At 66.9% G+C, this 23,947-nt stretch carries 24 protein-coding genes; 18 read left to right on the plus strand and 6 right to left on the minus strand.

What is annotated here, in order from left to right; genetic code table 11:
- Positions 1-30: 30 nt before the first annotated feature.
- From ACH49N_RS36400 to ACH49N_RS36410, 3 genes are all read right to left on the minus strand, one after another.
- Positions 31-591 carry a flavin reductase family protein gene (locus tag ACH49N_RS36400; RefSeq protein ID WP_109326417.1) on the minus strand — a complete coding sequence of 187 codons (561 nt, stop codon included), beginning with the start codon at positions 589-591 and terminating at the stop codon, positions 31-33.
- A gap of 38 nt (positions 592-629) precedes the next feature.
- On the minus strand, positions 630-1,103 hold the full coding sequence (locus ACH49N_RS36405) for a YbaK/EbsC family protein (RefSeq protein ID WP_159919008.1): 474 nt from the start codon (positions 1,101-1,103) through the stop codon (positions 630-632).
- A gap of 76 nt (positions 1,104-1,179) precedes the next feature.
- Positions 1,180-2,229 carry a hypothetical protein gene (locus ACH49N_RS36410; protein WP_358277842.1) on the minus strand — a complete coding sequence of 350 codons (1,050 nt, stop codon included), beginning with the start codon at positions 2,227-2,229 and terminating at the stop codon, positions 1,180-1,182.
- 123 nt (positions 2,230-2,352) lie between these two features.
- Between ACH49N_RS36410 and ACH49N_RS36415 the strand changes: the two genes are divergently transcribed.
- Positions 2,353-2,931 (plus strand): TetR family transcriptional regulator, encoded by a 579-nt coding sequence (locus tag ACH49N_RS36415; RefSeq protein WP_358277858.1) that lies wholly within the window; start codon positions 2,353-2,355, stop codon positions 2,929-2,931.
- Between the two features lie 4 nt (positions 2,932-2,935).
- On the opposite strand, the gene ACH49N_RS36420 is transcribed toward ACH49N_RS36415, so the two are convergent.
- Complete coding sequence (locus tag ACH49N_RS36420) at positions 2,936-4,003, minus strand: alpha/beta fold hydrolase (protein ID WP_358277840.1); 1,068 nt, start codon at positions 4,001-4,003, stop codon at positions 2,936-2,938.
- A 120-nt stretch (positions 4,004-4,123) separates the two neighbouring features.
- Between ACH49N_RS36420 and ACH49N_RS36425 the strand changes: the two genes are divergently transcribed.
- Together ACH49N_RS36425 and ACH49N_RS36430 are read left to right on the plus strand one after the other, a co-directional pair.
- Complete coding sequence (locus tag ACH49N_RS36425; RefSeq protein ID WP_358277838.1) at positions 4,124-4,954, plus strand: crotonase/enoyl-CoA hydratase family protein; 831 nt, start codon at positions 4,124-4,126, stop codon at positions 4,952-4,954.
- 118 nt (positions 4,955-5,072) lie between these two features.
- A complete protein-coding gene (locus tag ACH49N_RS36430) occupies positions 5,073-6,770 on the plus strand; it encodes an MDR family MFS transporter (RefSeq protein WP_358277836.1) in 1,698 nt (565 codons plus the stop codon).
- Positions 6,771-6,825: 55 nt separating this feature from the next.
- Here ACH49N_RS36430 and ACH49N_RS36435 read toward each other — a convergent pair whose 3' ends face one another.
- Positions 6,826-7,317: an inorganic diphosphatase gene (locus tag ACH49N_RS36435; protein WP_159919013.1), complete on the minus strand. Its 492-nt coding sequence runs from the start codon at positions 7,315-7,317 to the stop codon at positions 6,826-6,828.
- Between the two features lie 135 nt (positions 7,318-7,452).
- Between ACH49N_RS36435 and dacB the strand changes: the two genes are divergently transcribed.
- Genes dacB through hpt form a run of 4 tightly spaced genes read left to right on the plus strand, consistent with a single transcriptional unit; the run spans position 7,453 to position 11,429 of the window.
- The gene (dacB, locus tag ACH49N_RS36440) at positions 7,453-8,838 is read left to right on the plus strand and encodes a D-alanyl-D-alanine carboxypeptidase/D-alanyl-D-alanine-endopeptidase (RefSeq protein WP_358277834.1); all 1,386 of its coding nucleotides are present in this window, start codon (positions 7,453-7,455) and stop codon (positions 8,836-8,838) included.
- Entirely contained in the window at positions 8,838-9,884 is a 1,047-nt protein-coding gene (locus tag ACH49N_RS36445) for a zinc-dependent metalloprotease (RefSeq protein WP_159919014.1), read from the plus strand. Before dacB ends, ACH49N_RS36445 begins: the two co-directional genes overlap by 1 nt.
- An 8-nt stretch (positions 9,885-9,892) precedes the next feature.
- Positions 9,893-10,870, plus strand: coding sequence for a tRNA lysidine(34) synthetase TilS (gene tilS / locus ACH49N_RS36450; RefSeq protein WP_358277832.1), 978 nt, complete (start codon positions 9,893-9,895; stop codon positions 10,868-10,870).
- Between the two features lie 4 nt (positions 10,871-10,874).
- The gene (gene hpt / locus ACH49N_RS36455) at positions 10,875-11,429 is read left to right on the plus strand and encodes a hypoxanthine phosphoribosyltransferase (protein WP_109326452.1); all 555 of its coding nucleotides are present in this window, start codon (positions 10,875-10,877) and stop codon (positions 11,427-11,429) included.
- Between the two features lie 7 nt (positions 11,430-11,436).
- Here hpt and ACH49N_RS36460 read toward each other — a convergent pair whose 3' ends face one another.
- The gene (locus tag ACH49N_RS36460) at positions 11,437-13,608 is read right to left on the minus strand and encodes a serine/threonine-protein kinase (RefSeq protein WP_358277830.1); all 2,172 of its coding nucleotides are present in this window, start codon (positions 13,606-13,608) and stop codon (positions 11,437-11,439) included.
- A gap of 131 nt (positions 13,609-13,739) precedes the next feature.
- Here ACH49N_RS36460 and ACH49N_RS36465 point away from each other — a divergent pair, with 131 nt between their 5' ends.
- From ACH49N_RS36465 to panD, 11 genes are all read left to right on the plus strand, one after another.
- Positions 13,740-15,083 (plus strand): amidase family protein, encoded by a 1,344-nt coding sequence (locus ACH49N_RS36465; RefSeq protein ID WP_358277856.1) that lies wholly within the window; start codon positions 13,740-13,742, stop codon positions 15,081-15,083.
- A 211-nt stretch (positions 15,084-15,294) separates the two neighbouring features.
- The gene (gene ftsH, locus ACH49N_RS36470) at positions 15,295-17,574 is read left to right on the plus strand and encodes an ATP-dependent zinc metalloprotease FtsH (protein ID WP_358277828.1); all 2,280 of its coding nucleotides are present in this window, start codon (positions 15,295-15,297) and stop codon (positions 17,572-17,574) included.
- 89 nt (positions 17,575-17,663) lie between these two features.
- Entirely contained in the window at positions 17,664-18,251 is a 588-nt protein-coding gene (gene folE / locus ACH49N_RS36475) for a GTP cyclohydrolase I FolE (protein ID WP_397505109.1), read from the plus strand.
- The gene (folP, locus tag ACH49N_RS36480; RefSeq protein WP_358277826.1) at positions 18,248-19,102 is read left to right on the plus strand and encodes a dihydropteroate synthase; all 855 of its coding nucleotides are present in this window, start codon (positions 18,248-18,250) and stop codon (positions 19,100-19,102) included. Before folE ends, folP begins: the two co-directional genes overlap by 4 nt.
- On the plus strand, positions 19,095-19,457 hold the full coding sequence (folB, locus tag ACH49N_RS36485) for a dihydroneopterin aldolase (RefSeq protein ID WP_109326456.1): 363 nt from the start codon (positions 19,095-19,097) through the stop codon (positions 19,455-19,457). Before folP ends, folB begins: the two co-directional genes overlap by 8 nt.
- Positions 19,454-19,966 carry a 2-amino-4-hydroxy-6-hydroxymethyldihydropteridine diphosphokinase gene (gene folK / locus ACH49N_RS36490; protein WP_159919021.1) on the plus strand — a complete coding sequence of 171 codons (513 nt, stop codon included), beginning with the start codon at positions 19,454-19,456 and terminating at the stop codon, positions 19,964-19,966. Before folB ends, folK begins: the two co-directional genes overlap by 4 nt.
- 20 nt (positions 19,967-19,986) lie before the next feature.
- Positions 19,987-20,454 (plus strand): DUF3180 domain-containing protein, encoded by a 468-nt coding sequence (locus tag ACH49N_RS36495; protein WP_201453587.1) that lies wholly within the window; start codon positions 19,987-19,989, stop codon positions 20,452-20,454.
- 71 nt (positions 20,455-20,525) lie between these two features.
- Entirely contained in the window at positions 20,526-21,470 is a 945-nt protein-coding gene (locus tag ACH49N_RS36500) for a DUF6779 domain-containing protein (RefSeq protein ID WP_358277823.1), read from the plus strand.
- A gap of 113 nt (positions 21,471-21,583) precedes the next feature.
- The gene (locus tag ACH49N_RS36505) at positions 21,584-22,510 is read left to right on the plus strand and encodes a Rossmann-like and DUF2520 domain-containing protein (protein ID WP_250777158.1); all 927 of its coding nucleotides are present in this window, start codon (positions 21,584-21,586) and stop codon (positions 22,508-22,510) included.
- A gap of 5 nt (positions 22,511-22,515) precedes the next feature.
- A complete protein-coding gene (panC, locus tag ACH49N_RS36510; protein ID WP_358277821.1) occupies positions 22,516-23,454 on the plus strand; it encodes a pantoate--beta-alanine ligase in 939 nt (312 codons plus the stop codon).
- A gap of 44 nt (positions 23,455-23,498) precedes the next feature.
- A complete protein-coding gene (gene panD / locus ACH49N_RS36515) occupies positions 23,499-23,945 on the plus strand; it encodes an aspartate 1-decarboxylase (protein WP_159919024.1) in 447 nt (148 codons plus the stop codon).
- Positions 23,946-23,947: the final 2 nt, after the last annotated feature.

A 23,947-nucleotide genomic window follows, 5' to 3' on the forward strand; every position in this document is an offset into this window, starting at 1 on the left:
AGGATTCCCGGCCCACGGCGTCGTGCGATGTCAGTTGTCGAGCGGGGTCGGCCGGTAGTACCGCCCCTCGTGATACAGAAGGGGTGCGGCGGCGGACTCGTCGTCGTCCTCGGCGTGTACTCGCGTGACCAGCCCGATGACCAGCGTGTGATCACCGACCGGAATCAACTGGTCCACGGTGACCCGGAGCCAGCTCGGGGTCCCGTGCAGCACCGGCTCCCCGGTGTCGAGCCGAGCCCAGAGTGACCGGTCCGCGAATCGTTGGTCGGCGCTGCGTGCGAATCGCTGCGCCAGATGCTGCTGATGTTCGCCGAGCAGGTGGATCACCAGGGAATCGGCGGAATGCAGCGCGCCGATGCTGGATGAGGAATGCGCGATGTTGAACGACACCAGCGGAGGATTCAGGGAGACGGACGCAAAGGACGTGGCCGTGAACCCCACCGGCCCGGCCTCGGAATCGAGCGTCACGATAGTGACTCCCGCCGGATGACGCCGCAGCGCGGCGCGGTAGTCCTCGGCGCTGATCCCGGTAGCAAGTTCGGCCTCGGCCTCGCCACCCGCGGCGCGGACGGAATCGGTGTTCTTCGCCATGATGGCGTCAACTATAGGCGGGTGGCCGATCGAGGGAATCAGTCGACGTCGATGGCGAGGCCCGCGGTAATGCGCACCAGCTCGGAGAAGGACGTGCGGAACACGGTGTCGGGGTGTCCGGCGGCGGCCCACAACTCCGAATGCTTGGCCAGCGCGTTGTCCACGTAGGTCGGCAGGTTCGTGGGGTGCCCGAGCGGGGCGATGCCACCGATCGGCTGTCCGGTGGCGATCCGCACCATCTCGAGCGGTGCCCGCGTCAGGTTTCCCTGCAGTCGTTTGCCGGTGTTCGCGAGGTCGACCTCGTGTGCCCCCGACACCAGGAGGAGGATCGGGTCGTCGTCGAGAAGGAACACCAACGACTTGGTGATGGCCCCGATGTCCACACCCAAAGCCTTCGCTGCCTCGTCGGCGGTGTGAATGGACTCCGGCTGGGTGACGATGACCCCGTGGTGTCCTCGCGCGATCAGAGTTTCGGCGACATGCGCGGCGTGGGGGTGCAGGGGCGTCGGCATGAACCAAGAGTAGGGCCATAACTCCGGAACGACACGTGGACGCGTCGTCCGAGACGACATCGACACGGGGCGTGGTCTATTCCGGCCTGGAAACCCGGCGGGCGGTGAAGCCGAAGAGCAACGCAAGTCCGAGCAGGGCGTAGAGCGCCAGTGTCAGCGCAGGCGCCCCCGCGCCCACATCGTCGAAGTAGACGATGCTGCGGACACCCTCCGTCCCCGCACCCGGGGTGATCCACCGCCCGATTGCCGCGTAGAAGGTGGGGATGACGTTGGAACCGAACGCACCGCCCGCACTCGGGTTGCCGAGGATCACGAAGACGGCGATGGCGAGCGGCACGGCAAGGACTCCGATCGCCGCCCGCAGTCCCAACGTGAACACGGCTGTCCCGAAGACGACCCCGGTACCGAGGAGCCAGAGGGGAAACCAGTGGCCGGCGAAGGTGCCCAGCACGTGCGTGGTGATCAGCGCACCCAGAGCGCCGGAGATCACGGCGTATCCGAAGAGAACGCCGACGTGTGCCGCCGCCTGCCGCAGCGACGTAGGTGCTCCGATGAACAGCCCGATCGCGGCCGCAAGGAGGTAGCCGCCGACCACCCAGCCGACCGACAGATAGAAGCCGGACAGTCCGCGATTGTCGTGGACGCCCACCGGGATCTCGTCACGAACCGTGAACTGCCGTCCCTGCGCATTGTCGACCTGTGTGAACACCGACTCGAGGGCGGAGGAGATAGAACTCCCACCGGCGCTTGCCGTGATCAGCGTGTCCGCACCGACTGGTTCGATCACGTAGGCGCCCTGAATCTCGCGGGCATGCAGGAGCCGCCGCGCCTGCGCCGCGTCGGACACGATGCGCGCGTCGAGTGGGCGTCCGTCGATCCCATTGAGCCGGTCGGCGACCTGCTGGTCGACGCCGGGCGGCAGTCCCGGGGCGGCCACGACCGCAATCTCGATACCGCGGGGAGTGGGCTGATGGAATGCGGCCACATAGCTGAGGATGAAACCGAGCTGCAGTACGAGAACACCGAGGACGAGTGCCACCATGACCTTCGGTGTGCCGTACCGGGACGCGGGGCCGTCCGGGTGTTGTGGCGAGAAAGGGGCTTGTTCGGTCTCGGTCGTGGTCATCAGTCATCCTCGTCCTTGTAGATACCTCGGGTATTCAATACCGTAGGTATCGTGCCCGAACGTGGTCAACACGACAGTCGTCACACCGAATGGACGCCGGCGACGCGTCCCGGCCGTGATGTAGTGCGGCAACGGCTGCTCGACGCGGCAGCGGAAGAGTTCGCGGAACGAGGCTTCAACGCCGCGCGTCTCACCGAGGTTGCGCGGCGCGCGGGATTTACCAAGGGTGCCGTGTACTCGAACTTCGAGTCGAAACAGGACCTGTTCGCCGAACTCTTCGCCCAGCGTTCACTCGAACTCGCCGGCCGCGTTCTCGCCGAAATAGCGGGGCTGAACCCGTCGGCCGCAGTCGGGAGAGGCGGCGAGGCGATCGCTTCGTGGATGATGCGCGAGCCGGGGTGGTCGCTGCTGGTGCTCGAGTTCGGCGTACTCGCTGCACGGGACCCCCAGATCGCGCAGGCCTACCTTCGCGAACGACGACACCTCCGGTCGCGGCTCGTCGAGCTGATCGGTGAGCGTGCCCGCGAATGGGGAGTCGAAGACACCCTCGACGTGCGAACCACCGCCATTTCTCTGATGGCACTGATCTCGGGCTTGGTGCTCGAGCACTCGGTCGATCCCGAAGAGGTGGATCAGACGACGATGGGAGCGGCCGTCACAGCGCTGTTCGCTGGCGCTGTCGCAGGTGCCGGCCGGGCTTGACCCGTCATGCGATGCGTGCGACGGCGGCGTCCAGGAACGCGTCGATGTGCGCCCAGGTGGTCGTGCGCGCAGTCGGTCCGGCCACCAGGCCCAGGTGACTACCGGGAGCTGACTCGTACCGCGCCGACGGCGATCCCGTCAGCACGTCGGTAGCGGCCCGAACGGAGGCGACGGGGGCGATGACGTCCTCGGTGCCGCCGATCGCGAGCACCGGAACGCTGATGTCCGCCAGCGACACCGGCCCGTTCCTCGTCTCGAACTTCCCTGCGACGAGCGCATTCCCGAGGATCAACTGCGTGCAGACCTGCTGGAAGAATCGCGCGGGGTAACCCGGCATATCTGCCATGAACCGGTCGATGGACTCCATGCGGGCGAGGGTCTCCGTGTCGTGCAGATTGCGCGCGATGAACCATGGCTTCGTGAGTTCCCGCTGCAGTGCGGTGAATCGATAACTCGCCTGGACGAGTGGCGCCGGAAGGCCGCCCATCATCCCGGTCACGGCGGTGAGCGGCCGGTCTCCGGTGAAACGGCCCACGGTCCGCAACGGCGCGATCATCGAGACGGCGCGGTAGTCGATCGGTGTTCCGATCGCGGTGACCGAACCGATGGGAAGGTCGCCGCGGCCCGCGGCCGTCAACAACGACAGGGTTCCGCCGAGGCTCCATCCGATCAGGTCGACTGGAGCTTTTTCGTGGAAACGGGACACCTGCTCGAGCGCGGTCGGGATGATGTCTTCGATCCAGTCCTCGAACCCGAGGTCGCGGTCGGCGTAGCCCATCGCCCCGTAGTCCAGGAGGTACGTCGCCTTGCCGGAGTCGACGAGGTGCGCGGCCAGGCTCTGTCCCGGCCGGAGGTCGAAGCACTGCGCGGGCGCGGCCAACGGGGGGACGAGAAGGACGGGGCGGGCATCAGTGATCGAGTTGCCGTCGAAGCGGTAGAGGTCACGATGGGGACCTTCCGAGATCAGAGTCGAGGGTGTGCGCTCCACCGGTGCGATACCACCACCGAAGGACAGTCGCCACGCGTTGCGGGTGAGCGTGTCGAGGGTGGGGGTCCAGGCGATGTCGAGCACGGGGGTCCTCTCGTGGTGATGCCGATCCGAGATCAGATAACTGTGACGACAACATACAGTTAATTCGACTTCTCGCGGACACCGACCGTCGCGGCTGGGACCGATGGTTACTCTTGAGTAATGACCGAATCGAAGACCTGGAACGCGTTCACCGTCGAGCGGAAGGATCGCGTCGCGCGGGTGACACTCACCGGGCCCGGGAAGGGCAACGCGATGGGTCCCGATTTCTGGAGTGAACTCCCCGAAATCTTCGGTGAGCTGGACGCCGACCCGGAGGTGCGCGCCGTCGTCATCGCCGGTTCGGGCAAGCACTTCTCCTTCGGCCTCGACCTACCGGCCATGAGCGGGAGCCTCGGAGCCGTCCTGGCGGACAAAGCCCAAGCCGGCCCGCGGACAGCCTTCCACGACACGATCAAGCGCATGCAGTCCGGCATCAACGCGGTGGCCGACTGCCGCAAGCCGGTTATCGCTGCAGTTCACGGCTGGTGCATCGGCGGTGGTGTGGATCTGATCTCGGCGGCCGACATCCGCTATGCCAGCGCCGACGCACGGTTCAGCATCCGCGAAGTGAAGGTCGCGATGGTCGCAGACATGGGGAGCTTCGCCAGGCTTCCGGCCATCATCGGCGACGGACACTTGCGCGAACTCGCACTCACCGGCAAGGACATCGATTCGGCGCGCGCCGAGAAAATCGGGTTGATCAACGACGTGTACGAGGACGCTGACGCCGTGCTCGCGGCAGCGCACGCCACCGCCGCCGACATCGCGGCGAACCCACCGCTGGTGGTTCACGGGATCAAGGACGTTCTCGATCACTCCCGCTCGGCGGCGGTCAACGACAGCCTGCGTTACGTCGCCGCCTGGAACGCAGCTTTCCTCCCGTCGCAGGACCTGACCGAGGCGATCACCGCCGTCTTCGAGAAGCGGGAGCCCGAGTTCACGGGCGAATAGCCCGTTTGCTGACACAGCCGCACCCTCCGGGGTGCGTGCGGCTGGTGCGTTCACAGACACTTATCCGCAGGTAAAGTCCAGTTCATCAGTTGCCCGGAACCTCGCCGCGCTCGCATACTTGCGGACTACAAGTAAACGACAGCGCAGCGAGGAAACAGTGTCGAATTCGGTCGAAACGCCGGTGGCCTACACCCACCGGCAGATCTTGGCTGTACTCAGTGGGTTGATGCTCGGCATGTTCCTCGCCGCGCTCGACCAGACGATCGTGGCGACGGCGATCCGCACCATCGCCGACGACCTCGACGGGTATTCGCTGCAGGCGTGGGCCACCACCGCGTACCTCGTCACCGCCACCCTGGCGACGCCGCTCTACGGCAAACTGTCCGACATCTACGGCCGCAAGCCGTTCTTCATGTTCGCGATCACGGTGTTCGTGATCGGCTCGGTCTTGTGCACGTTCTCGACGTCGATGTACATGCTCGCGGCCTTCCGCGCAGTCCAGGGACTCGGCGCCGGCGGCCTGTTCTCATTGGCGCTCACCATCATCGGCGACATCGTCTCCCCGCGTGAACGGGCCAAGTACCAGGGCTACTTTCTGGCCGTATTCGGCACGTCCAGCGTCCTCGGGCCGGTCCTCGGCGGGGTGTTCGCCGGACAGGACGAGTTCCTCGGAATCGACGGCTGGCGTTGGGTTTTCCTCGTCAACGTGCCGGTGGGACTCGTCGCGCTCACCGTCGTCTCCCGGGTGCTGCACCTGCCGCGACGACCGAGCGGAAGCCGGCGGATCGACTGGTGGGGTGCGATCGCTCTCGCGGTGGGTGTCGTGCCGTTGCTCGTGGTCGCCGAACAGGGGCGCAGCTGGGGATGGGACAGCTCGAAATCGTTGGCGTGCTACGTTATCGGCGTCACCGGAGTGCTGGCATTCGTGCTCGTGGAGCTGGCGATGAAAGACGACGCACTCATCCCGATGCGCTTCTTCCGCAACAGCACGTTCGCGCTCGGCGTCGTCATCAGTCTCGTCGTGGGCGCCGTCATGTTCGGCGGCATTACCCTCCTACCTCAGTATTTGCAGGTGGTGAAGGGCTCGAGCCCGACCCTGGCGGGTTTCCAGATCCTGCCGATGGTCCTCGGTCTGATGGCCGGATCGGTGGTCAGCGGTCAGATGATCTCGCGGACAGGTCGTTACCGGTATTTCCCGATCCTGGGTACCGCCCTGATCGTGGTAGGCGCGTTCCTGCTGCACACCCTGGCCGCCGACACCCCGATGCCCGTGGTGATGGTGTTCATGCTGATCCTCGGGCTCGGTCTCGGAAACCTGATGCAGCCGCTCACTCTCGCCATTCAGAACGCGCTGCCCCCACAGGACATGGGGGTGTCGACCGGAGCGGCCACGTTCTTCCGGCAGATCGGCGGCACCGCCGGCGTCGCGATCTTCCTATCGATCCTCTTCTCCCGCCTCACCCCGGCCATCGGCGAGCGAGTGACCGCCGCAGCCGGCACAACCGACTTCCGTCGAGCCGTCGCCGCGGCCGCGCAGAGCAACGACCCCGCCGAGGCCGCCATGGGCCGGGGAATGCTCAGCCCCGACCACGCCGGCGTGAGCGGCGTCCTCACGGACAGTTCGGTGATCGGAAAACTCGACGAAGTGCTGGCCCTTCCCTTCCGGGAGGGATTCGCCGACGCAATCGGATCCGTCTTCTTCAGCGTGTCGATGCTCGCCGTCGTCGCCTTCGTCCTCACCGTCCTGTGGAAGGAAGTTCCGCTCCGCAGCGAGTCCGGACTTCAGGCAGCGGCGCGGGGAGAAGCGGAGGTGTGAGACGACAACGGCGCCCACCCCGCGGGGGATGGGCGCCGAGCGTTGGCGGGACCGGTCAGTGCCCGCCGTTGTCCTTCAGACGCTTGAACGACGCCTCGACCTCGGCCTTGGCCTCGGACAGCCCCACCCAGTCGGCGGCCTCGACGTGCTTGCCGGGCTCCAGGTCCTTGTAGTGGACGAAGAAGTGCTTGATGGCGTCCAGTTCGAACTGGGGAACGTCGCCGATGTCCTGAATGTGGTCCCAGCGCGGGTCACCCGCGGGCACACACAGCACCTTGTCGTCACCGCCGGCCTCGTCGACCATCTTGAACATGCCGACCGGGCGCGCCTCGACGATCACGCCGGGGAACACCGACTCCGGAAGCAGCACAAGCGCGTCCAGCGGGTCGCCGTCCTCGCCGAGCGTGTTCTCGATGAAGCCGTAGTCGGCCGGGTAGCCGAATGCCGTGTAGAGGTAACGGTCCAGCTTTACGCGACCGGTCTCGTGGTCGACCTCGTACTTGTTTCGCTGACCCTTGGGGATCTCGATGGTGACGTCGAACTCCACGCCGATTCCTCGCTGTCGTGTCGGTGATGATTCCGGGGAAGGATATCGGGTCGAGGATAAGGTTGGTGTGCTGACCACCCACGAGATGCAAGTGAAGAACACGGAGGCGCGTTGCCGGGCCAGGGAAAGAAGAAGATGGGCTCGTTAGCGGGACGTCACCGTCGGAACATGCGGATACTCCTCGCAGCGGTAGTCGTGGCGGTGCTCGCCGTGGCCGCCGTCCTCGTGATCGCCGTCAGCACGCAAGGCGCCTCGGCGAGCCGTGGTGAGCTGACGATCGCGCCGGTCCCTGCGCCGATCACCGCCGCGCCGCAGGTCAGGCCCGTTCCGGACGACGCGCCGTTACCGACGCCGCAGGGAATCGCCGCGGCAGTCGGCCCGGCGTCCGCCGATCCGGCGCTCGGAAAGTTCAGCGGCACGGTGGCCGATGCCGTCACCGGTCAGGTGTTGTGGAGCGTCGCCCCGCAGACGCCGATGACGCCCGCCTCCACCACCAAGGTGCTTACGGCGGCGGCGGCGCTGCTGTCGTTGCCGTCCGATCACCGGGTGACCACGAAAGTTGTTCAGGGCGCGAAGCCCGGAGAAATAGTGCTCGTCGCAGGGGGTGACCCCACGATCACCGCGAAACCGGTGGGCGAGAACGGCTATTACCCCGGCGCGGCGCATCTGTCCCAGTTGGTGGATCAGATCCGGGCGGCGGGCGTCGCCGCCACCGACATCGTGGTCGACACCGGCATCTATACGGGCGGGACCATGGCGCAGGGCTGGTTCCCGGCTGATGTCGGCGCCGGCTTCATCACTCCCACCGAACCGATCATGATAGACGGCGGGCGGGCAGATCCTCTGGTGGACGAGTCGCCGCGAACCACCACGCCGGCGCTGGACGCCGGGCGGGCGCTGGCAAGCGCGCTCGGGGCGAGCCCGTCAGCGGTCACGACCGGTGCCGCAGCACCTGGTGCGGCCACCATCGCTTCCGTGGACTCTGCGCCGCTCCGTGACCGGTTGCGGCAAATGATGGAACACTCGGACAATGTGCTTGCCGAAGCGATCGGGCGGGAGGTTGCCATGAATGCCGGCGCAGACGCTTCATTTGCGGGAGCCGTCGCCACGATCGGCCAGAAGCTGTTCGAGGCCGGATTCGACATATCGGGCCTCACTCTGCACGACGCAAGCGGGTTGTCCGTCGACAACCGCATCGCACCCCAACTGCTCGACCAGGTTCTGACCGCCGCCGCGGGAGACGGCACGCCCGCCCTGCGGCCCATGCTCGACTACTTGCCCGTGGCCGGAGCGACGGGAAGTCTCTCGGACCGCTACGCATCGGGCAACCGGACCGGTGCCGGGTGGGTGCGCGCGAAAACCGGCACGCTGTCCACTGCGAGCGCGCTCGCCGGGTACGTCGTGGACCAGAACGGCCGGGTGCTGACCTTCGCGCTGATGTCCAACGATCGGCCCCCGGAGGTCAGTCGCCCCGCTCTCGACGCGCTGGCGGCCGCCCTCCGCACGTGCGGGTGCCAGTGATGGCCACCGACAAGAATGCGTTCAGTGGAGTCGTCGACTGGAAACTCGCTGCCCGGACGGGTGTGAAGCTGGCCCGGAGCGGTCCGGCCACCTCGCGGTACACGGCCGAGGCCGTCGTCGCGGAGTTGGCCGACGCGTCCATGCGCGCGGAACTGCCGGTTCGGGAAGTGACCGGGCTGGCCGACGGACTGCCCGTACCGACGGCCCAGATCCTCGACCGGGCGGGGTGGATCCACGCCGCTGCCCATTCGATGTCGCAGCTCACCGGCGGCGACTCCGCACCCGGGCTCCTCCTGGGAAAGCCGGCCGGTATCCAGGCCGGTGCCATGCTCGCCTACCTGTCCTCGGCGATCCTCGGCCAGTACGACCCCTTCACCGGCGACAACGGAACCCTACTGCTGGTGGCGCCGAACGTGGTGACCGTCGAGCGGGCACTGCGCGTGAACCCGAGCGACTTCCGGCTGTGGGTATGCCTGCACGAGGTGACCCATCGGGTCCAGTTCTCGTCCTCGCCCTGGCTGACGCAGTACATGCAGGATGCGGTCGACACCCTGGGAACCTCCGACGACGAGTCGGTGGCCGATGTCGTCGGACGGCTGTCGGCCGCGGTGCGGGACCGCGGGCGCCCGGACCCGGATGCGTCGGGTGCCCCCGGTGGAATCGTCGGACTGCTGCGCGCCACCCAGGCCGAACCGCAACGCGAGGCCCTCGACCGTCTCCTGGTTCTCGGCACCCTCCTCGAGGGTCACGCCGATCACGTGATGGACGCGGTCGGGCCGGCCGTGGTCCCGTCGGTGACCACGATCCGCGCTGCCTTCGACAACCGGCGTCGCCGCAAGAGCAACCCGGTGCAGCGTCTGATCCGGGCGCTGCTCGGTATGGACGCGAAGATGGCGCAGTACGTCCGCGGCAAGGCGTTCGTCGACGCCGTCGTCGGCGAAGTCGGCATGGACCGATTCAACGTGATCTGGACCGGCCCCGACACCCTGCCCCGGCTGGCCGAGATCGATCGCCCGGCCGACTGGGTGTCGCGGGTACTGGGCTGAGACTCGCCGTGCTGCTTCCCGAGGAGCCGGCGATTCTCGAGGTGCGTCACGCAGTGCGGCGCTGGCTCGCGCAGCACTGTCCCGGTGGTGTGGTCGCCGTGGCGCTGTCCGGCGGTCCCGACTCGTTGGCGCTGACGGCCGCAGCGGCGGCGGAAGCGCGCACGGTCCGCGCCCTGGTGGTCGATCACCGGCTGCAGACCGGTTCCGCCGACGTGGCACAGGAAGCAGCCGCCCGCGCCCGCGCACTCGGGTGCGTGTCCGCCGAGGTGCTGGCCGTCGACGTGACCGGTTCCGGTGGACTCGAGGCGGCCGCCCGCGACGCCCGCTACCGTGCTCTCGACTCGGCCCGTCGGAGCGATCCGGTGTTGCTGGGCCACACCCTGGACGATCAGGCCGAGACCGTGCTGCTGGGCCTGGCCCGGGGATCGGGCGGCCGATCCATCTGGGGAATGAGTGCCTACGACAGCCCGTGGGGACGCCCACTGCTCGGCGTCCGACGAGCCGTCACCCACCAGGCGTGCACCGAACTCGGACTCCTCCCGCACGAGGACCCGCACAACGCATCCCCGGACTTCACCAGGGTTCGGTTGCGCACGGAGGTACTGCCGCTGCTCGAGGACGTCCTCGGCGGCGGTGTCGCGGGCGCGCTCGCCCGCACCGGCGAGCAGTTGCGCGAAGAGGGCGCCGTCCTCGACTCGGTCGCGGACACGGTCGGTGCGCGTGCCGTGGTCGACGGAGAGCTCGACATCGCAGTCCTGGCGGATGCCGCACCCCCGATACGCCGGCGGGTGTTGCGAACGTGGCTTCTCGCGGCGGGCGCGCGGGGGCTCGGCGACAAACAATTACGGGCCGTCGACGACCTCGTCGTGCAGTGGCGTGGGCAGGGTCCGGTCGCAGTCGGCGGCGGGACACCGGACGCCAGGTTGGTGGTCTGCCGACGACGTGGCAGGCTGAACGTCGGATTGGACGACCGACGAAGGGTTTGACCGCGTGTACGAAGGCGACATCGCATCGGTACTGATCTCCGAAGACGAGATTCGTCGACGCACCGTCGAGCTGGCCGAGGAAATCGCGAAGCGATACCCGGAGGGGACCCCTGAAGGGGATCTACTCCTGGTCGGTGTCCTGAAGGGCGCCATCTTCTTCATGACCGACTTTGCGCGGGCTCTGCCCATCCCCACGCAGATGGAATTCATGGCCGTCAGCTCCTACGGATCGTCGACTTCGTCCTCGGGCGTCGTCCGCATCCTCAAGGATCTCGACAAGGACATCGCCGGTCGGCACGTGCTCATCGTCGAGGACATCATCGACTCGGGGCTGACGCTGTCCTGGCTGATGCGTAACCTGTCGAGCCGCAATCCGGCATCGCTCGAGGTGGTCACGTTGCTCCGCAAGCCTGATGCCATCAAGGTCGACGTCAACGTCGCGAATGTCGGCTTCGACATCCCCAACGAGTTCGTGGTCGGATACGGACTCGACTACGCCGAGCGGTACCGCGACCTGCCCTATATCGGAACTCTCGAGCCTTCCGTCTACGGCGGCTGAGCATCCGCTAGCGCACGGACTCGTGGGACACGACGGGTTCGAGCGCCCGCAGGTCCTCCTCCAGTTGGCGGAACAGCCAGTAGACACCGACGAACGCGACGATCCCGCCGAGGCACAGGATGCGGACTGCGATGATCACCAGAGTGATCTCGTCGGGCGACAGGAAGGTTACGCCGGCCACACCGGCGAGCGGAACAGACGCGGCCACCGCGAGATACAGGGTGCTGCGCCGATCCAAGCCCCGAAGTTTCTGTGCATCGGCACTGCTGGCGATGTCCTGCGGTAGCAGGCTGGGATAGATGCAGCGCACCGCGAAGAAGGCGACGACGAAGAACGGGTACGCCACCGACACCGCGCCGCACACGATCAGTGACGCGATGAAGTGCACGTATGCGCCCGGCGGAACGCCCCCGGCCGCCAGCTGCAGCGAAATCGGATAGGCGACCCCGGCGACGAACCACAACCCGAACACGACCAGCACGACGCGGTCGCCGAGCAGCAGGGTGTCGGTGCGCGCGCGGGTGAGAGTGTGCCGGTCGTACGTGCGCCCCTTGCGCAGTCCGCGCGGCACCAGTAGGGGATAGCGGCACCAGTACAGCAGCAGGATCGCGCCCAGCGGAAACGCAATCGAGTTGATCACCAGCTGTATCTGCTCGAAGGATCGTTGCGCCTCGGGAGTGAGCGCACTGATGATCAGCATCTTGTTGTGGTGATAGTTGTAGATTCCGGCCAGAGCGTTCGGCGCCGCGATACCGACGACGAGGATCGGCAGGGCCCAGCGGCGCAACCGCATGCGCCAACTGTGTGGCGGCGGGTCGACGAGGTCGCGCGCACGCGGATTGAGGCAGAGGTCGAACTGCTTGGCCAGCTCCGCTCCGCTCGACCAGCGTCCTTCAGGCTTCGGCGACAGGCAGGTCAGCAACACCCTCCGCAACGATGCGGGGCAGTCGTAGGGCAGGTGGTCGAGGAACTCGGGATCGATGGCGCGACTGCGGTGATCCAGCATCGCCTCGAGCCCGACCAGCGACTCACTCGACACGTCCTCGTCGGGGAAGGGGCGTCGCCCGCACATCAACTCCCACAGCATTACGCCCAGCGCGAAGATGTCGCTGCGGGTGTCCAGATCGGCCGCGGTGCCCGGCATGCCGCGATGACACGCTTCGAGCTGCTCGGGCGACATATAGGCGAGGGATCCACCGAAGTACGCCAGCGGTGACGCTCCCGAGACGGAGTCGCTGAAACTGATGTTGAAGTCGGCAAGCTTGGGCACACCCTCGGCCGTGAGCAGGATGTTGGCCGGTTTGATGTCGCGGTGCAGAACCCCGCGTTTGCCGGCGTAGTCGAGGGCGTCCGCCAGCCGCCTGCCCAGCCACGCGATAGTTTCCGGCCAGGTCAACGACGCTATCTCCGCCCGGACACTCGAATCGGTGGGCCGGATCTCACCCTTCTCCCGCATTTCCTCGTCCACTACCTCGAGCAGGAGGCTGCCGTTCCGCTCGCGTTCGGGTGTGACGCGGACGCGCCGCAGCACCCGCAGCAGAGTCCCACCCGGGAGGTACTGCATATAGAGCAGGCGGAGCTTGCGGTCCTCGAGTAGTCGCTGATCGAACACCCGCACGATGTAGTCGTGGTCGAGTTGCGCGAGAGTTTGCGGTTCGTTGCCGTGGTCGTGCGAAATCTTCACCGCAACGAGGCGTTGCATCGAACGCTGCCGGGCCAGGAACACCCGGCCGAACGCGCCGCTGCCCAACCCCATCAGCAGATCGAAGTCGTCGACCTGCTGGCCGACCTCGACATCGTCGAGGGTCTCTCGGGTCGGCGGTCTGGTGATCAGAGTGTCGACGGGAACGGCAGTGACAGTGCGGCTACCCTCGCTCGGCCGCTCGGCGCCCAGTGTCGGAGCAGCAGCCGTTCGCTCACCGTCAATCGTCGGAGCTGCAGCCGTTCGCTCACCGCTCAGCTGTGCAGAAACGGTTCGCTCACCGCTCAGCTGTGCAGAAACGGTTCGCTCACCGCCGAGCTGTGCAGACATGGTTCGCTCACCGCTCACTGGCGACGGGCCGGCCGCGACCGTCGCTTCACTGCTCTCGTGGTCGGAGTTCTGGACTCCGACGGTCTCTTCGGCAGAGGGTGATTCAGCGGCTGATCTGTCTCTGCCCGACCCGTTTCCTCTGGTCATAGCGCTTCGAGGTTCTACTGGGCGGGTGTAGCGAGCCCCGTCCGGGGACAAGCGAATGGTAACCCCGCTGACCTACCGTATCCAGCGCGAATAGTCGAAATGATCGAGTCGCCGAAACCTATACTCGAATGATGGGCGATCACCCGCTCTCCTCGGCCATCGGCATCGCCGACCGTGTTCGCTCCGGCATGTCGAGTCCGGTCGAGGCCGTGGAGTCGGCCTTGGCCGTCATCGCGGAACGAGACCCGAAGATCCGCGCCTTCGTCAGCGTCCTCGCCGAGCATGCCCGCGCCGACGCTCTCGCCCTCACCCATCGTGCCGATCTGTCCTCGCTGCCGCTCGCGGGCGTGCCCGTCGCGATCAAGGACGACATTCCGGTCGCCGGCCAGCCGATGAGAGAAGGATCGCGCGCGACGAGCGCCGAGCCGAAGGCCTCCGACCATTCCGTCGTGGCCAGGCTGCGAGCAGCGGGAGCCGTCGTGGTCGGGCTGACCGCCCTTCCCGAACTTGCCGTATGGGGCACGACCGACGCTCCCGGCGTCATCACCCGAAATCCATGGAACCTCTCGCGCACGTGCGGTGGCTCGTCCGGGGGATCGGCTGCGGCGGTCGCTGCCGGAATGGTCCCGATCGCCCACGGGACCGACGGTCTGGGTTCCATACGCATCCCGGCCGCGAATTGCGGCGTGTTCGGTATCAAGCCGGGTCGTGGGGTGGTGCCTTCGGAACTCGGTGCGACGTCCTGGTTCGGCATGGCGGAGAACGGCCCGCTGGCGACGACGGTGGCTGATGCCGCCTTGATGCTGTCCGTACTGGCGGATCGACCGGAACTAGCGCAACTCGCAGAGCCCGCACCCCTGCGGATCGCGGTCGCGCCCGGATCGCCGACCCACCTGTCCGTCGTGGATCCGCATTGGCGGGCGGCAACCGAGCGGGCCGGCACGGAACTGGCCGGCTCCGGCCATCGCGTGGAGTCGGCGAAGCTGCCGTACCCGGTGAACCTTCTCCCCGTCCTCGCCCGGTGGACTGCCGGAACGGCAGCCGACGCGGAGGAACTCGACTTCCGGCAACTGCAGCGCCGCACCCGGCGACACGTGGCCGTCGGCCGAGGGCTCCGACGAGTGGTCCGTTCGCAACAGGTGGTCCGGCTCGAGCAGACGATGTTCGCCTTCTTCGCCGACTACGACGTCGTTATCACGCCCACACTCGCCCAGCCACCGCTGGCCGCCGCGGCCTGGAGCGAGCGATCCTGGACGTCGAATATCGTCGCCAACGTCCGGTACGCCCCGTTCACGGCGCTCTGGAACCTCGTCGGGTGGCCGGCGGCAAGCGTCCCGGTGGGCACGCATCCGCAGTCGGGCACCCCGCTCGCGGTGCAGATCGCCGCGCCACCGGGAGGCGAGGCACGCATTCTGGCACTCGCCGCCCACATCGAACGTGTCGCAGCCTGGCCGAGAGTGGCGCCTGCGCGGTGAGCGACGGCAGTGGTCCGCGCGCCGACGGGGCCGAGGGAACCTGGGGGCGGTCGCATGCGTTGACGTAGAGATACCGTCCCCACGGGCGGTTGGCTGCTACCTGGAGTCGCCGGCGTGCCGTCGCGGTAACCTGGATTGTCCGGTTGGCAGCCGGAAGGCGCACTCGGTAGACCCGCACTCTCGAAAGGACCGGCCACTTCGGCCGACCTGTATGAACCGTAAGACAGTGTTTCGTAACCTGGCGATAGTTGCCGGCATCCTGCTGGTGATCTATGCCTTCAGCTACTTCGGCAACGACACGCGCGGATTCAAGGGTGTCGATACGTCCGTGGCCATCGCGCAACTCGACGCGAACAACGTCGAGAAGGCGCAGATCGACGACCGCGAGCAGCAGCTACGCCTGTGGCTCAAAGACGGCAACGACGCCACCGGCGGTGAGACCGAGATCCTCGCGAAGTATCCCGAGGCGGCGTCCGAGCAGATCTTCACCGAGATCTCCGACAAGGGCCTGGCGAGCTTCAACACCACGGTCACGCAGGAGAGCTGGCTCACGTCCATCCTGCTGTTCGTGCTGCCGATGGTGATTCTGCTGGGCATCTTCTTCTTCGTGATGAGCCGAATGCAGGGCGGCGGCCGCGGCGGCGTGATGGGCTTCGGCAAGTCGAAGGCCAAGCAGCTGAACAAAGACATGCCGAAGACGACTTTCGCCGACGTCGCGGGTGCCGACGAGGCGGTCGAAGAGCTGTACGAGATCAAGGACTTCCTGCAGAACCCGATGCGCTACCAGTCGCTGGGCGCGAAGATCCCGCGCGGCGTGCTGCTGTACGGGCCTCCCGGAACCGGTAAAACCCTCCTCGCCCGCGCGGTCGCAGGGGAGGCCGGTGTCCCGTTCTTCACAATTTCCGGCTCGGATTTCGTCGAGATGTTCGTCGGTGTCGGCGCCTCCCGTGTCCGCGACATGTTCGAGCAGGCCAAGCAGAACAGCCCGTGCATCATCTTCGTCGACGAGATCGACGCCGTGGGCAGGCAGCGCGGTGCGGGTCTGGGCGGTGGCCACGACGAGCGCGAGCAGACCCTCAACCAGTTGCTGGTGGAGATGGACGGGTTCGGCGATCGGACCGGCGTCATTCTCATCGCCGCCACCAACCGCCCCGACATCCTCGACCCTGCGCTGCTGCGTCCGGGACGTTTCGACCGTCAGATCCCGGTCGGGGCTCCCGACCTCGCAGGTCGCCGCGCGATTCTCAAGGTTCATTCGCAGGGCAAGCCGATCGATCAGCATGCCGACCTCGAAGGTCTGGCCAAGCGCACCGTCGGAATGTCGGGTGCCGACCTCGCCAATGTCATCAACGAGGCCGCGTTGCTCACCGCCCGCGAGAACGGGACTGTCATCACCGAGGCCGCTCTCGAGGAGTCGGTCGATCGCGTGGTCGGCGGTCCCCGCCGCAAGAGTCGCATCATCAGCGAGCACGAGAAGAAGATCACCGCGTACCACGAGGGTGGGCACACGCTGGCCGCGTGGGCAATGCCCGACATCGAACCTGTCTACAAGGTCACCATCCTCGCTCGCGGCCGCACCGGTGGTCACGCGATGACGGTTCCCGAGGACGACAAGGGCCTGATGACGCGGTCCGAGATGATTGCCCGACTCGTGATGGCGATGGGTGGCCGTGCCGCCGAGGAATTGGTCTTCCACGAGCCGACCACCGGCGCGTCTTCCGACATCGACATGGCGACGAAGATCGCCCGCTCGATGGTCACCGAGTACGGCATGAGCGCCAAGCTGGGTGCGGTCCGTTACGGGCAGGAGGGCGGCGACCCGTTCCTCGGCCGGTCGATGGGTCAGCAGTCCGACTATTCGCACGAGGTCGCGCGGGAGATCGACGAAGAGGTCCGAAACCTCATCGAGGCGGCGCACACCGAGGCGTGGGCCATTCTCAACGAGTACCGGGACGTCCTCGACATCCTGGCAACCGAGCTTCTCGAGCGTGAGACTCTCACCCGTAAGGACCTCGAGAAGATCTTCCACAGCGTGGAGAAGCGTCCGCGCATCACGGCATTCAACGACTTCGGCCACCGGACGCCCTCCGACAAGCCGCCCGTCAAGACCCCGAGGGAGCTTGCGGTCGAGCGCGGCGAGCCGTTGCCTCAGCATCAACCCGAGCCGGTGTTCGCTCATCAGCAGTCGTCGCAGCAGGCCCAGCCGCAGCAGCAGTACCCGCAGCCGGTGGCGCCGGCAAACGGATACCCGCAGCCGGGCCCCTCGCGACCGCAGGGCGGGATCGCACAGCCGCGACCGGACTACGGCGCACCCGCGGGATGGTCGGCTCCGGGATGGCCGCCGCGTGATTCGGGTGGGCAGGGCCAGGAAGGCCGGTACTCCGGCACCCCAAACCCGGGCAACGAGTGGAACCCTCCGCACGAGCAGCGTCCCAGCGGGGACGAGGATCCGCAGACGCGGCCCTGGCGAGGACCGGACGGATCGAACTGATCTGCCCGAACTAGGCTGATGTTTCGGGACACACGTTCCCGATAGTGGAGGAGTTTCGGTTGTCGGTAGATCATCTCGATAGTGAACCCGTGGCACTCGAAACGGGACGGGTGTTCGATCAGCCGCGGGCTGAAGCTGCTGTGCGCGAACTGCTGATCGCGATCGGCGAAGACCCGGACCGGCCCGGTCTCATGGACACTCCTGCCCGGGTTGCCCGGTCGTATCGCGAGGTCTTCGCAGGCCTCTACACCGACCCCGACAGTGTCTTGAACACCACATTCGACGAGGGCCACCAGGAACTGGTGCTCGTTCGGGACATTCCGCTGTACTCGACGTGTGAGCATCATCTCGTCTCCTTCCACGGGGTCGCCCATGTCGGTTACATCCCCGGGACGACCGGCAAGGTGACGGGTCTGTCGAAACTGGCTCGCGTGGTCGACCTGTATGCCAAGCGTCCGCAGGTCCAGGAGCGCCTGACCAGTCAGATCGCCGATGCAGTGATGCGCAAGCTCGATCCGCGCGGAGCGATCGTTGTCATCGAGGCCGAGCATCTGTGTATGGCAATGCGGGGCATCCGCAAGCCGGGAGCGAGCACCACCACCTCGGCGGTGCGGGGACTTCTCCAGTCCAGCGCGGCCTCACGTTCCGAGGCTCTGGACCTTATTCTGCGCAAGTGACCGCAATCGAGCTGCCCTCGCCCGGCCGGACCGTGGTGATGGGTGTCCTCAACGTCACCACCGATTCGTTCTCGGACGGGGGTCGGTTCCTGGATCGAGACGCGGCCCTGGCTCGCGGACTGGAATTGAAGCGTCTCGGGGTGGACATCGTCGATGTGGGCGGCGAATCGACTCGTCCGGGGTCGGTGCGTGTCGACCCCGAGATAGAGGCGGGGCGGGTGGCTCCGGTCATCGCAGATCTGGTGGCCGAGGGCATCTGCGTCAGTGTCGACACGATGCGGGCCTCCGTCGCCGAAGAGGCAATCGAGGCGGGAGCCTCCATCGTCAACGACGTCGCCGGAGGGCGCGCTGACGCGAAGATGGCATCCGTCGTGGCAGACGCCGGTGTTCCGTGGATCCTGATGCACTGGCGATCGGCCGGTGACTACGTTCACCGAGGCAACGCGGACCATTACGAAGACGTGGTGCGTGAGGTTCGAGACGAACTGATGACGCAGGTGGACCTGGCGGTCGAAGCCGGTGTGTCGGCGAGTTCGCTGGTGCTGGACCCGGGACTCGGCTTCGCGAAGAACGCCGCCCACAATTGGGCGCTTCTCAAGGCATTGCCGGAGTTCACCGACCTGGGATTCCCCGTCCTCATCGGTGCCTCGCGCAAGAGATTCCTGGGTGCGCTGCTGGCGGAACCCGACGGCACGAGTCGGCCACCGGCGGGACGCGAGGTCGCGACCGCGGTCGTCTCGGCACTCGCCGCCACCTACGGAGCGTGGGGCGTGCGTGTGCACGATGCCCAGGGTTCGCTCGACGCCATCGCGGTGGCCGAGGCGTGGGCACGAGGTGGCGTCGGTGAGTGACCGAATCGAATTGCGCGGGTTGAAGGTTCGTGGCAATCACGGAGTCTTCGAGCACGAGAAGCGGGACGGCCAGGACTTCTACGTCGACATCACCGTGTGGATCGATCTCGCGCCGGCGGCAGCGTCGGACGCTCTCGAGGACACCCTGGACTACGGCGGACTGGCGGAGCGGGCCGCGGCGATCGTCGCCGGGCCGTCCCGGGACCTGATCGAGACCGTGGCCGCAGAGATCGCCGACGGTGTCATGACGGATCCTCGCGTGCAACGGACCGAGGTGGTGCTGCACAAGCCGTCCGCGCCGATTCCGCTGACATTCGCGGACGTGGCGGTCGTTGCGCACAGGTCACGGCCATGAGCCGCGCCGTGCTGTCCATCGGGTCGAACGTCGGCGACAGCGTCGCCCACCTGCAATCCGTTCTGGATGCGCTGGGAAGCAGTGTGGTGGCGGTCTCGCCGGTGTATTCGACCGAGCCGTGGGGTGGGGTCGAGCAGCAGGACTTTCTCAATGCGGTGCTGGTGGTAGATGATCCGGCCCTCGACGCCGCCGGATGGTTGCGACGGGGACAGCAGATCGAGGCGGCCGCGGACCGCGTGCGGACGCAGCGATGGGGCCCGCGGACGCTGGATGTCGACGTCATCGTGTGCGACGGCGTCCGTAGCGACGATCCCCACCTGACCCTGCCGCATCCGAGGGCGCACGAACGCGCCTTCGTCCTCATCCCGTGGCTCGACGCGGATCCCGATGCAGTCCTGCCCGTCGGAGGGGAGTCGCACCGGGTCGACGAACTCCTGGCATCGCTCGACGACGGTGAACGCGAGGGTGTGCGTCGCACGGAGTTCGCCCTGAACCGGCGGTCGCGATGAAACCGGAACCGACCGGCACGATGAAGCCCACCCGGATCTGGGACCTGCTGTTCCTGGCGGCCCTGGCCGTGGCGGCCACCTGGATTCTGGTCCGGGTCTTCTACGGCTCCTTTCCGCCCATTCCCGTGTACGCGGGGGCGTCGTTGTATCCGGTGGCGGTGATCGAGGTGATCCTCGCGTTCATGGTCCGGTCCAGGGTCAGCAATCATCAGGTCGGTGACGGTCCGCGTCAGCTGCATCCGATTACCGCGGCCCGGGTTGCCGCCTTGGCGAAGGCCTCCGCGCTGGTCGGTGCCGCGACCGCGGGAGTGTGGGGCGGCTTCCTGCTCTACCTCCTCCCGCAGCGTTCGGTGTTGCGGGCCGCAGTGTCGGACACGCCGGGAGCCTGGGTCGGGTTGGTGGCCGCGCTCGCGCTCGTCGGCGCTGCCCTGTGGTTGGAGCACTGTTGCCGCACCCCGGACGACCCGTCCGACGAGCCGGCGCACTAGCACGTGGGGGATCGCCGGACGTGTCCTGCGAATGCGCAGTGCACCGCTGACGGCCAAGTACCCTGGCAAGCATGACGAATCCTGGTCGCCTCAAGTCTGCGCGCCGCAACCAGCGCAGCGCGAGCCAGATGATCGTTGCGGCGTTGCTCGCGCTGGCCGTGGTCGCGTCCCTGTTCCTGATCTTCAGTGAGAGCGTGCCACTGCTGAGAGTTGGCGTGGTGGTGGCACTCTGGGCGGCCACTCTCGGCGCTATCGCGATGACGAAGTATCGGCGCGAGTCCGCTCTCGACAAGGCGAAGGTCAACGATCTGCAAACCGTGTACGAGCTCCAGCTCGAACGGGAGATCTCCGCAAGGCGTGAATACGAGCTGACCGTCGAGAAGCGGGTACGCAGCGAGGTGCGCGCCGACGCCGAGGAACTTGCGGCTCTACGGGCCGAGCTGTCTTCGCTGCGGAAGAGCCTCGAAGCACTGTTCGACGGCGCCATGCCGACCGAAAGGATCGCGTTGCGTGCCGACTCGACGCGGGTTCAGGAACTCGCGGGCGGGTCGTACAGCAGCTACCAGCCGGCGCCGTCCGGGCTCTATATCCCCGGGGCGGGATACTCCGGTCACCAGGGGCAGCAGAGCGGCGGGCAACACAACTTCGCGAATCCCGACGACGAGCCGGTCACCGCCGAGACCTCCATCGTCGCCCCCGATGACCGGGGCTACGCAGAGGTGGAAATCGAGGTCGAGCCGGAGCCGGAGGCGGAAGCCCAGCCGGAGGTAGAAGCACAGCCGGAGACCGAACCCGAGAAAGAGCCCTTGGCGGAAGCCCAGCCGGAGGTAGGAGCTCAGGCGGAGGACGAGCCGGTGCCGGGGTCGCGGCGCGCTCGTCGACAGGCGTCCGAGGACGACGAACCTTCCGGCGCACACGCGAGTGGTTTGTCCGTGGCCGAGATCATGGCCAACATGCACTCGACGGCGGGCACGGCGCAGGGCACCGGGCGTCGACGGCGCCGCGAAGCCGAGTAATGAGGCACAGATCACTTCGCCGGCGCATGGCGGGGTGAACTGGAAGCGGGCTATTCTCACTCGAGAACGTCTGGTACCCGCCGAGCGGGACTGGAACGAACGAGAGGACGAAGGTGACCTCTTTCGGGATCACTAATGGCCCTGCGCCTGCACGATTGTCGGTAGGAATCGTCTCCGCCGGCCGGGTCGGTACAGCTATCGGGGCGGCGCTCGAGCGGGCAGGTCACGTCGTCGTTGCCTGTTCGGCGGTGTCCGACGTGTCCCGTCATCGAGCGCGCACCCGTCTGCCCGACACCGAAATTCTCCCGGTTGCCGATGTCGCTGCCCGCTCCGAGCTGCTGATTCTGGCTGTTCCCGACGCGGAGCTCGCCTCGCTGGTAGCGGGGCTGGCCTCCACCGATGCGGTGCCGAATCGCACGATCGTCGCCCACACCTCGGGGGCCAACGGCATCGGCATCCTCGATCCCCTTGCCCGGCAGGGCGTGGTTCCTCTCGCGATTCATCCGGCTATGACTTTCACCGGTCACGACGAGGACACAGTGCGCCTCGCGTCGGCATGTTTCGGGATCACCGCGGCCGACGACATCGGTTATGCCATCGCGCAGTCGCTGGTGCTCGAGATCGGCGGCGAGCCGGTGCGGGTGCGCGAGGACATGCGACCGCTCTACCACGCGGCTCTCGCGCACGGCAGTAACCACCTGGTCACGCTGGTCGTCGACGCCGTCGCCGCCCTGCGTGTCGCGCTCGAAGGCCAGGAGCTCCTGGGGCAAGAGCTGATCGGCAACGAGCCGAACGGCGTCGCGGAACGAGTTCTCCAACCCCTGCTCTCCGCTGCCCTCGACAATGCGCTCCGCCGCGGCCCGGCAGCCCTCACCGGGCCGGTGGCACGGGGCGATTCGGAAGCTGTGGCCACGCACCTGCGGGTACTCGAAGAGGTCGATCCTCGGATCGCCGCGGGTTACCGGGCGTTGTCGCTTCGGTCGGCCCAGCGGGCAGGCGCTACACCTGAACTACTCGACATCCTGGAAGAGCGGAGGTGAGTTCCGTGAGCAAACTGCAAGGCGGATACAAGCGCGGGGAACTCACCGTGCACCACGACCCCAAGGTCCTGACCAGGGTCTCGAAGGCGCTTCGGGGCGTCGGCCGGCAGATCGCACTGGTGCCGACCATGGGAGCCCTCCATGCCGGACACCTCGAGTTGGTTCGTCAGGCGAAGTTGACGGGCGCGGTGGTGATCGTGTCGATCTTCGTCAACCCGCTGCAGTTCGGCGCCGGGGAAGATCTCGACTCTTATCCGCGCACGCTCGATGCCGACCTCGAGTTGCTGCGGGAGGCCGGGGTCGAATTGGCATTCGTGCCCACTGCCGCCGTGATGTACCCGGCAGGACAGCGGACCATGATCCACCCGGGCCCGCTCGGTGCCGAACTCGAAGGAGCGGCCAGGCCGACGCATTTCGCGGGCATGCTGACCGTTGTGGCCAAGCTGCTCCAGATTGCCGCGCCGCATGTTGCGTACTTCGGTGAGAAGGACTACCAGCAGCTCACGCTGATCCGGCAGATGGTCACCGACCTCGACTTCGACGTCAGGATCCTGGGCGTGCCGACGGTCCGCGAGCACGACGGTTTGGCGTTGTCCTCACGTAACCGTTACCTCGACGAGAAACAGCGGGCTGCGGCGACAACGTTGTCCGCGGCCCTCATCGCCGGCGCCCATGCCGCCGCCGGCGGAGCCGAAGCGATTGTCGCCACCGCCCGTGAGGTGCTGGCGTCGGCGCCGGAAGTAGATGTCGACTACCTCGAAGTGCGGGGAGTCGATCTCGGTCCCGCCCCCGAACGGGGGGACGGTCGCCTGCTCGTCGCAGCCCGAGTGGGGTCCACCCGGCTGATCGACAACGTCGGGGTCGCGGTCGGCACCGGATTCCTCGAACGTGCAACCGAACCGCCGTCCGGCACGGCAGTCTCCGAAGAGCTCACCTCCCGATAGAGAAGCGTCGAATCTTTCGTCTGTGGAAGAGTAAGGACCAGAACATGTTTCGCACCATGATGAAGTCGAAGATCCACCGCGCCACCGTGACGCACGCCGACCTCCACTACGTCGGTTCGGTCACGGTGGACCAGGATCTGATGGACGCCGCCGACCTTCTCGAAGGGGAGCAGGTGTGCATCGTCGACATCGACAACGGTGCGCGGCTCGAGACCTACGTCATTGCCGGCGCACGCGGTAGTGGTGTGATCGGAATCAATGGCGCTGCAGCGCATCTGGTCAAGCCTGGCGACCTTGTCATCCTCATTGCGTACGGAGTGATGAACGAGGAGGAGGTGCGGGACTACCAGCCGCATGTCGTCTTCGTCGATGCGGTCAACAAGCCCATCGAGCTCGGCACCGACCCGGCGCACGCACCGGAAGGCTCCGGCCTCATCACGCCCCGCATGCTCGGGTCGCTCGACGCCGAGCGTGAATCCAGCCTGGTGTAACC

Origin of the sequence: Rhodococcus sp. NPDC019647 (assembly GCF_044389235.1) — a bacterium.
Taxonomy (GTDB): Bacteria; Actinomycetota; Actinomycetes; order Mycobacteriales; family Mycobacteriaceae; genus Rhodococcus_F; species Rhodococcus_F oxybenzonivorans.

Bases quoted from the DNA above. Each gene is read 5' to 3' on its own strand.
- ftsH (WP_358277828.1), top strand. From the start codon at position 15,295: ATGAACCGTAAGACAGTGTTTCGTAACCTGGCGATAGTTGCCGGCATC.
- panD (WP_159919024.1), top strand. From the start codon at position 23,499: ATGTTTCGCACCATGATGAAGTCGAAGATCCACCGCGCCACCGTGACG.
- ACH49N_RS36495 (WP_201453587.1), top strand. From the start codon at position 19,987: ATGAAGCCCACCCGGATCTGGGACCTGCTGTTCCTGGCGGCCCTGGCC.
- ACH49N_RS36425 (WP_358277838.1), top strand. From the start codon at position 4,124: ATGACCGAATCGAAGACCTGGAACGCGTTCACCGTCGAGCGGAAGGAT.
- ACH49N_RS36465 (WP_358277856.1), top strand. From the start codon at position 13,740: ATGGGCGATCACCCGCTCTCCTCGGCCATCGGCATCGCCGACCGTGTT.
- dacB (WP_358277834.1), top strand. From the start codon at position 7,453: ATGGGCTCGTTAGCGGGACGTCACCGTCGGAACATGCGGATACTCCTC.
- ACH49N_RS36400 (WP_109326417.1), bottom strand. From the start codon at position 591: ATGGCGAAGAACACCGATTCCGTCCGCGCCGCGGGTGGCGAGGCCGAG.
- ACH49N_RS36405 (WP_159919008.1), bottom strand. From the start codon at position 1,103: ATGCCGACGCCCCTGCACCCCCACGCCGCGCATGTCGCCGAAACTCTG.
- ACH49N_RS36500 (WP_358277823.1), top strand. From the start codon at position 20,526: ATGACGAATCCTGGTCGCCTCAAGTCTGCGCGCCGCAACCAGCGCAGC.
- ACH49N_RS36410 (WP_358277842.1), bottom strand. From the start codon at position 2,229: ATGACCACGACCGAGACCGAACAAGCCCCTTTCTCGCCACAACACCCG.
- ACH49N_RS36445 (WP_159919014.1), top strand. From the start codon at position 8,838: ATGGCCACCGACAAGAATGCGTTCAGTGGAGTCGTCGACTGGAAACTC.
- folK (WP_159919021.1), top strand. From the start codon at position 19,454: ATGAGCCGCGCCGTGCTGTCCATCGGGTCGAACGTCGGCGACAGCGTC.
- ACH49N_RS36460 (WP_358277830.1), bottom strand. From the start codon at position 13,608: ATGACCAGAGGAAACGGGTCGGGCAGAGACAGATCAGCCGCTGAATCA.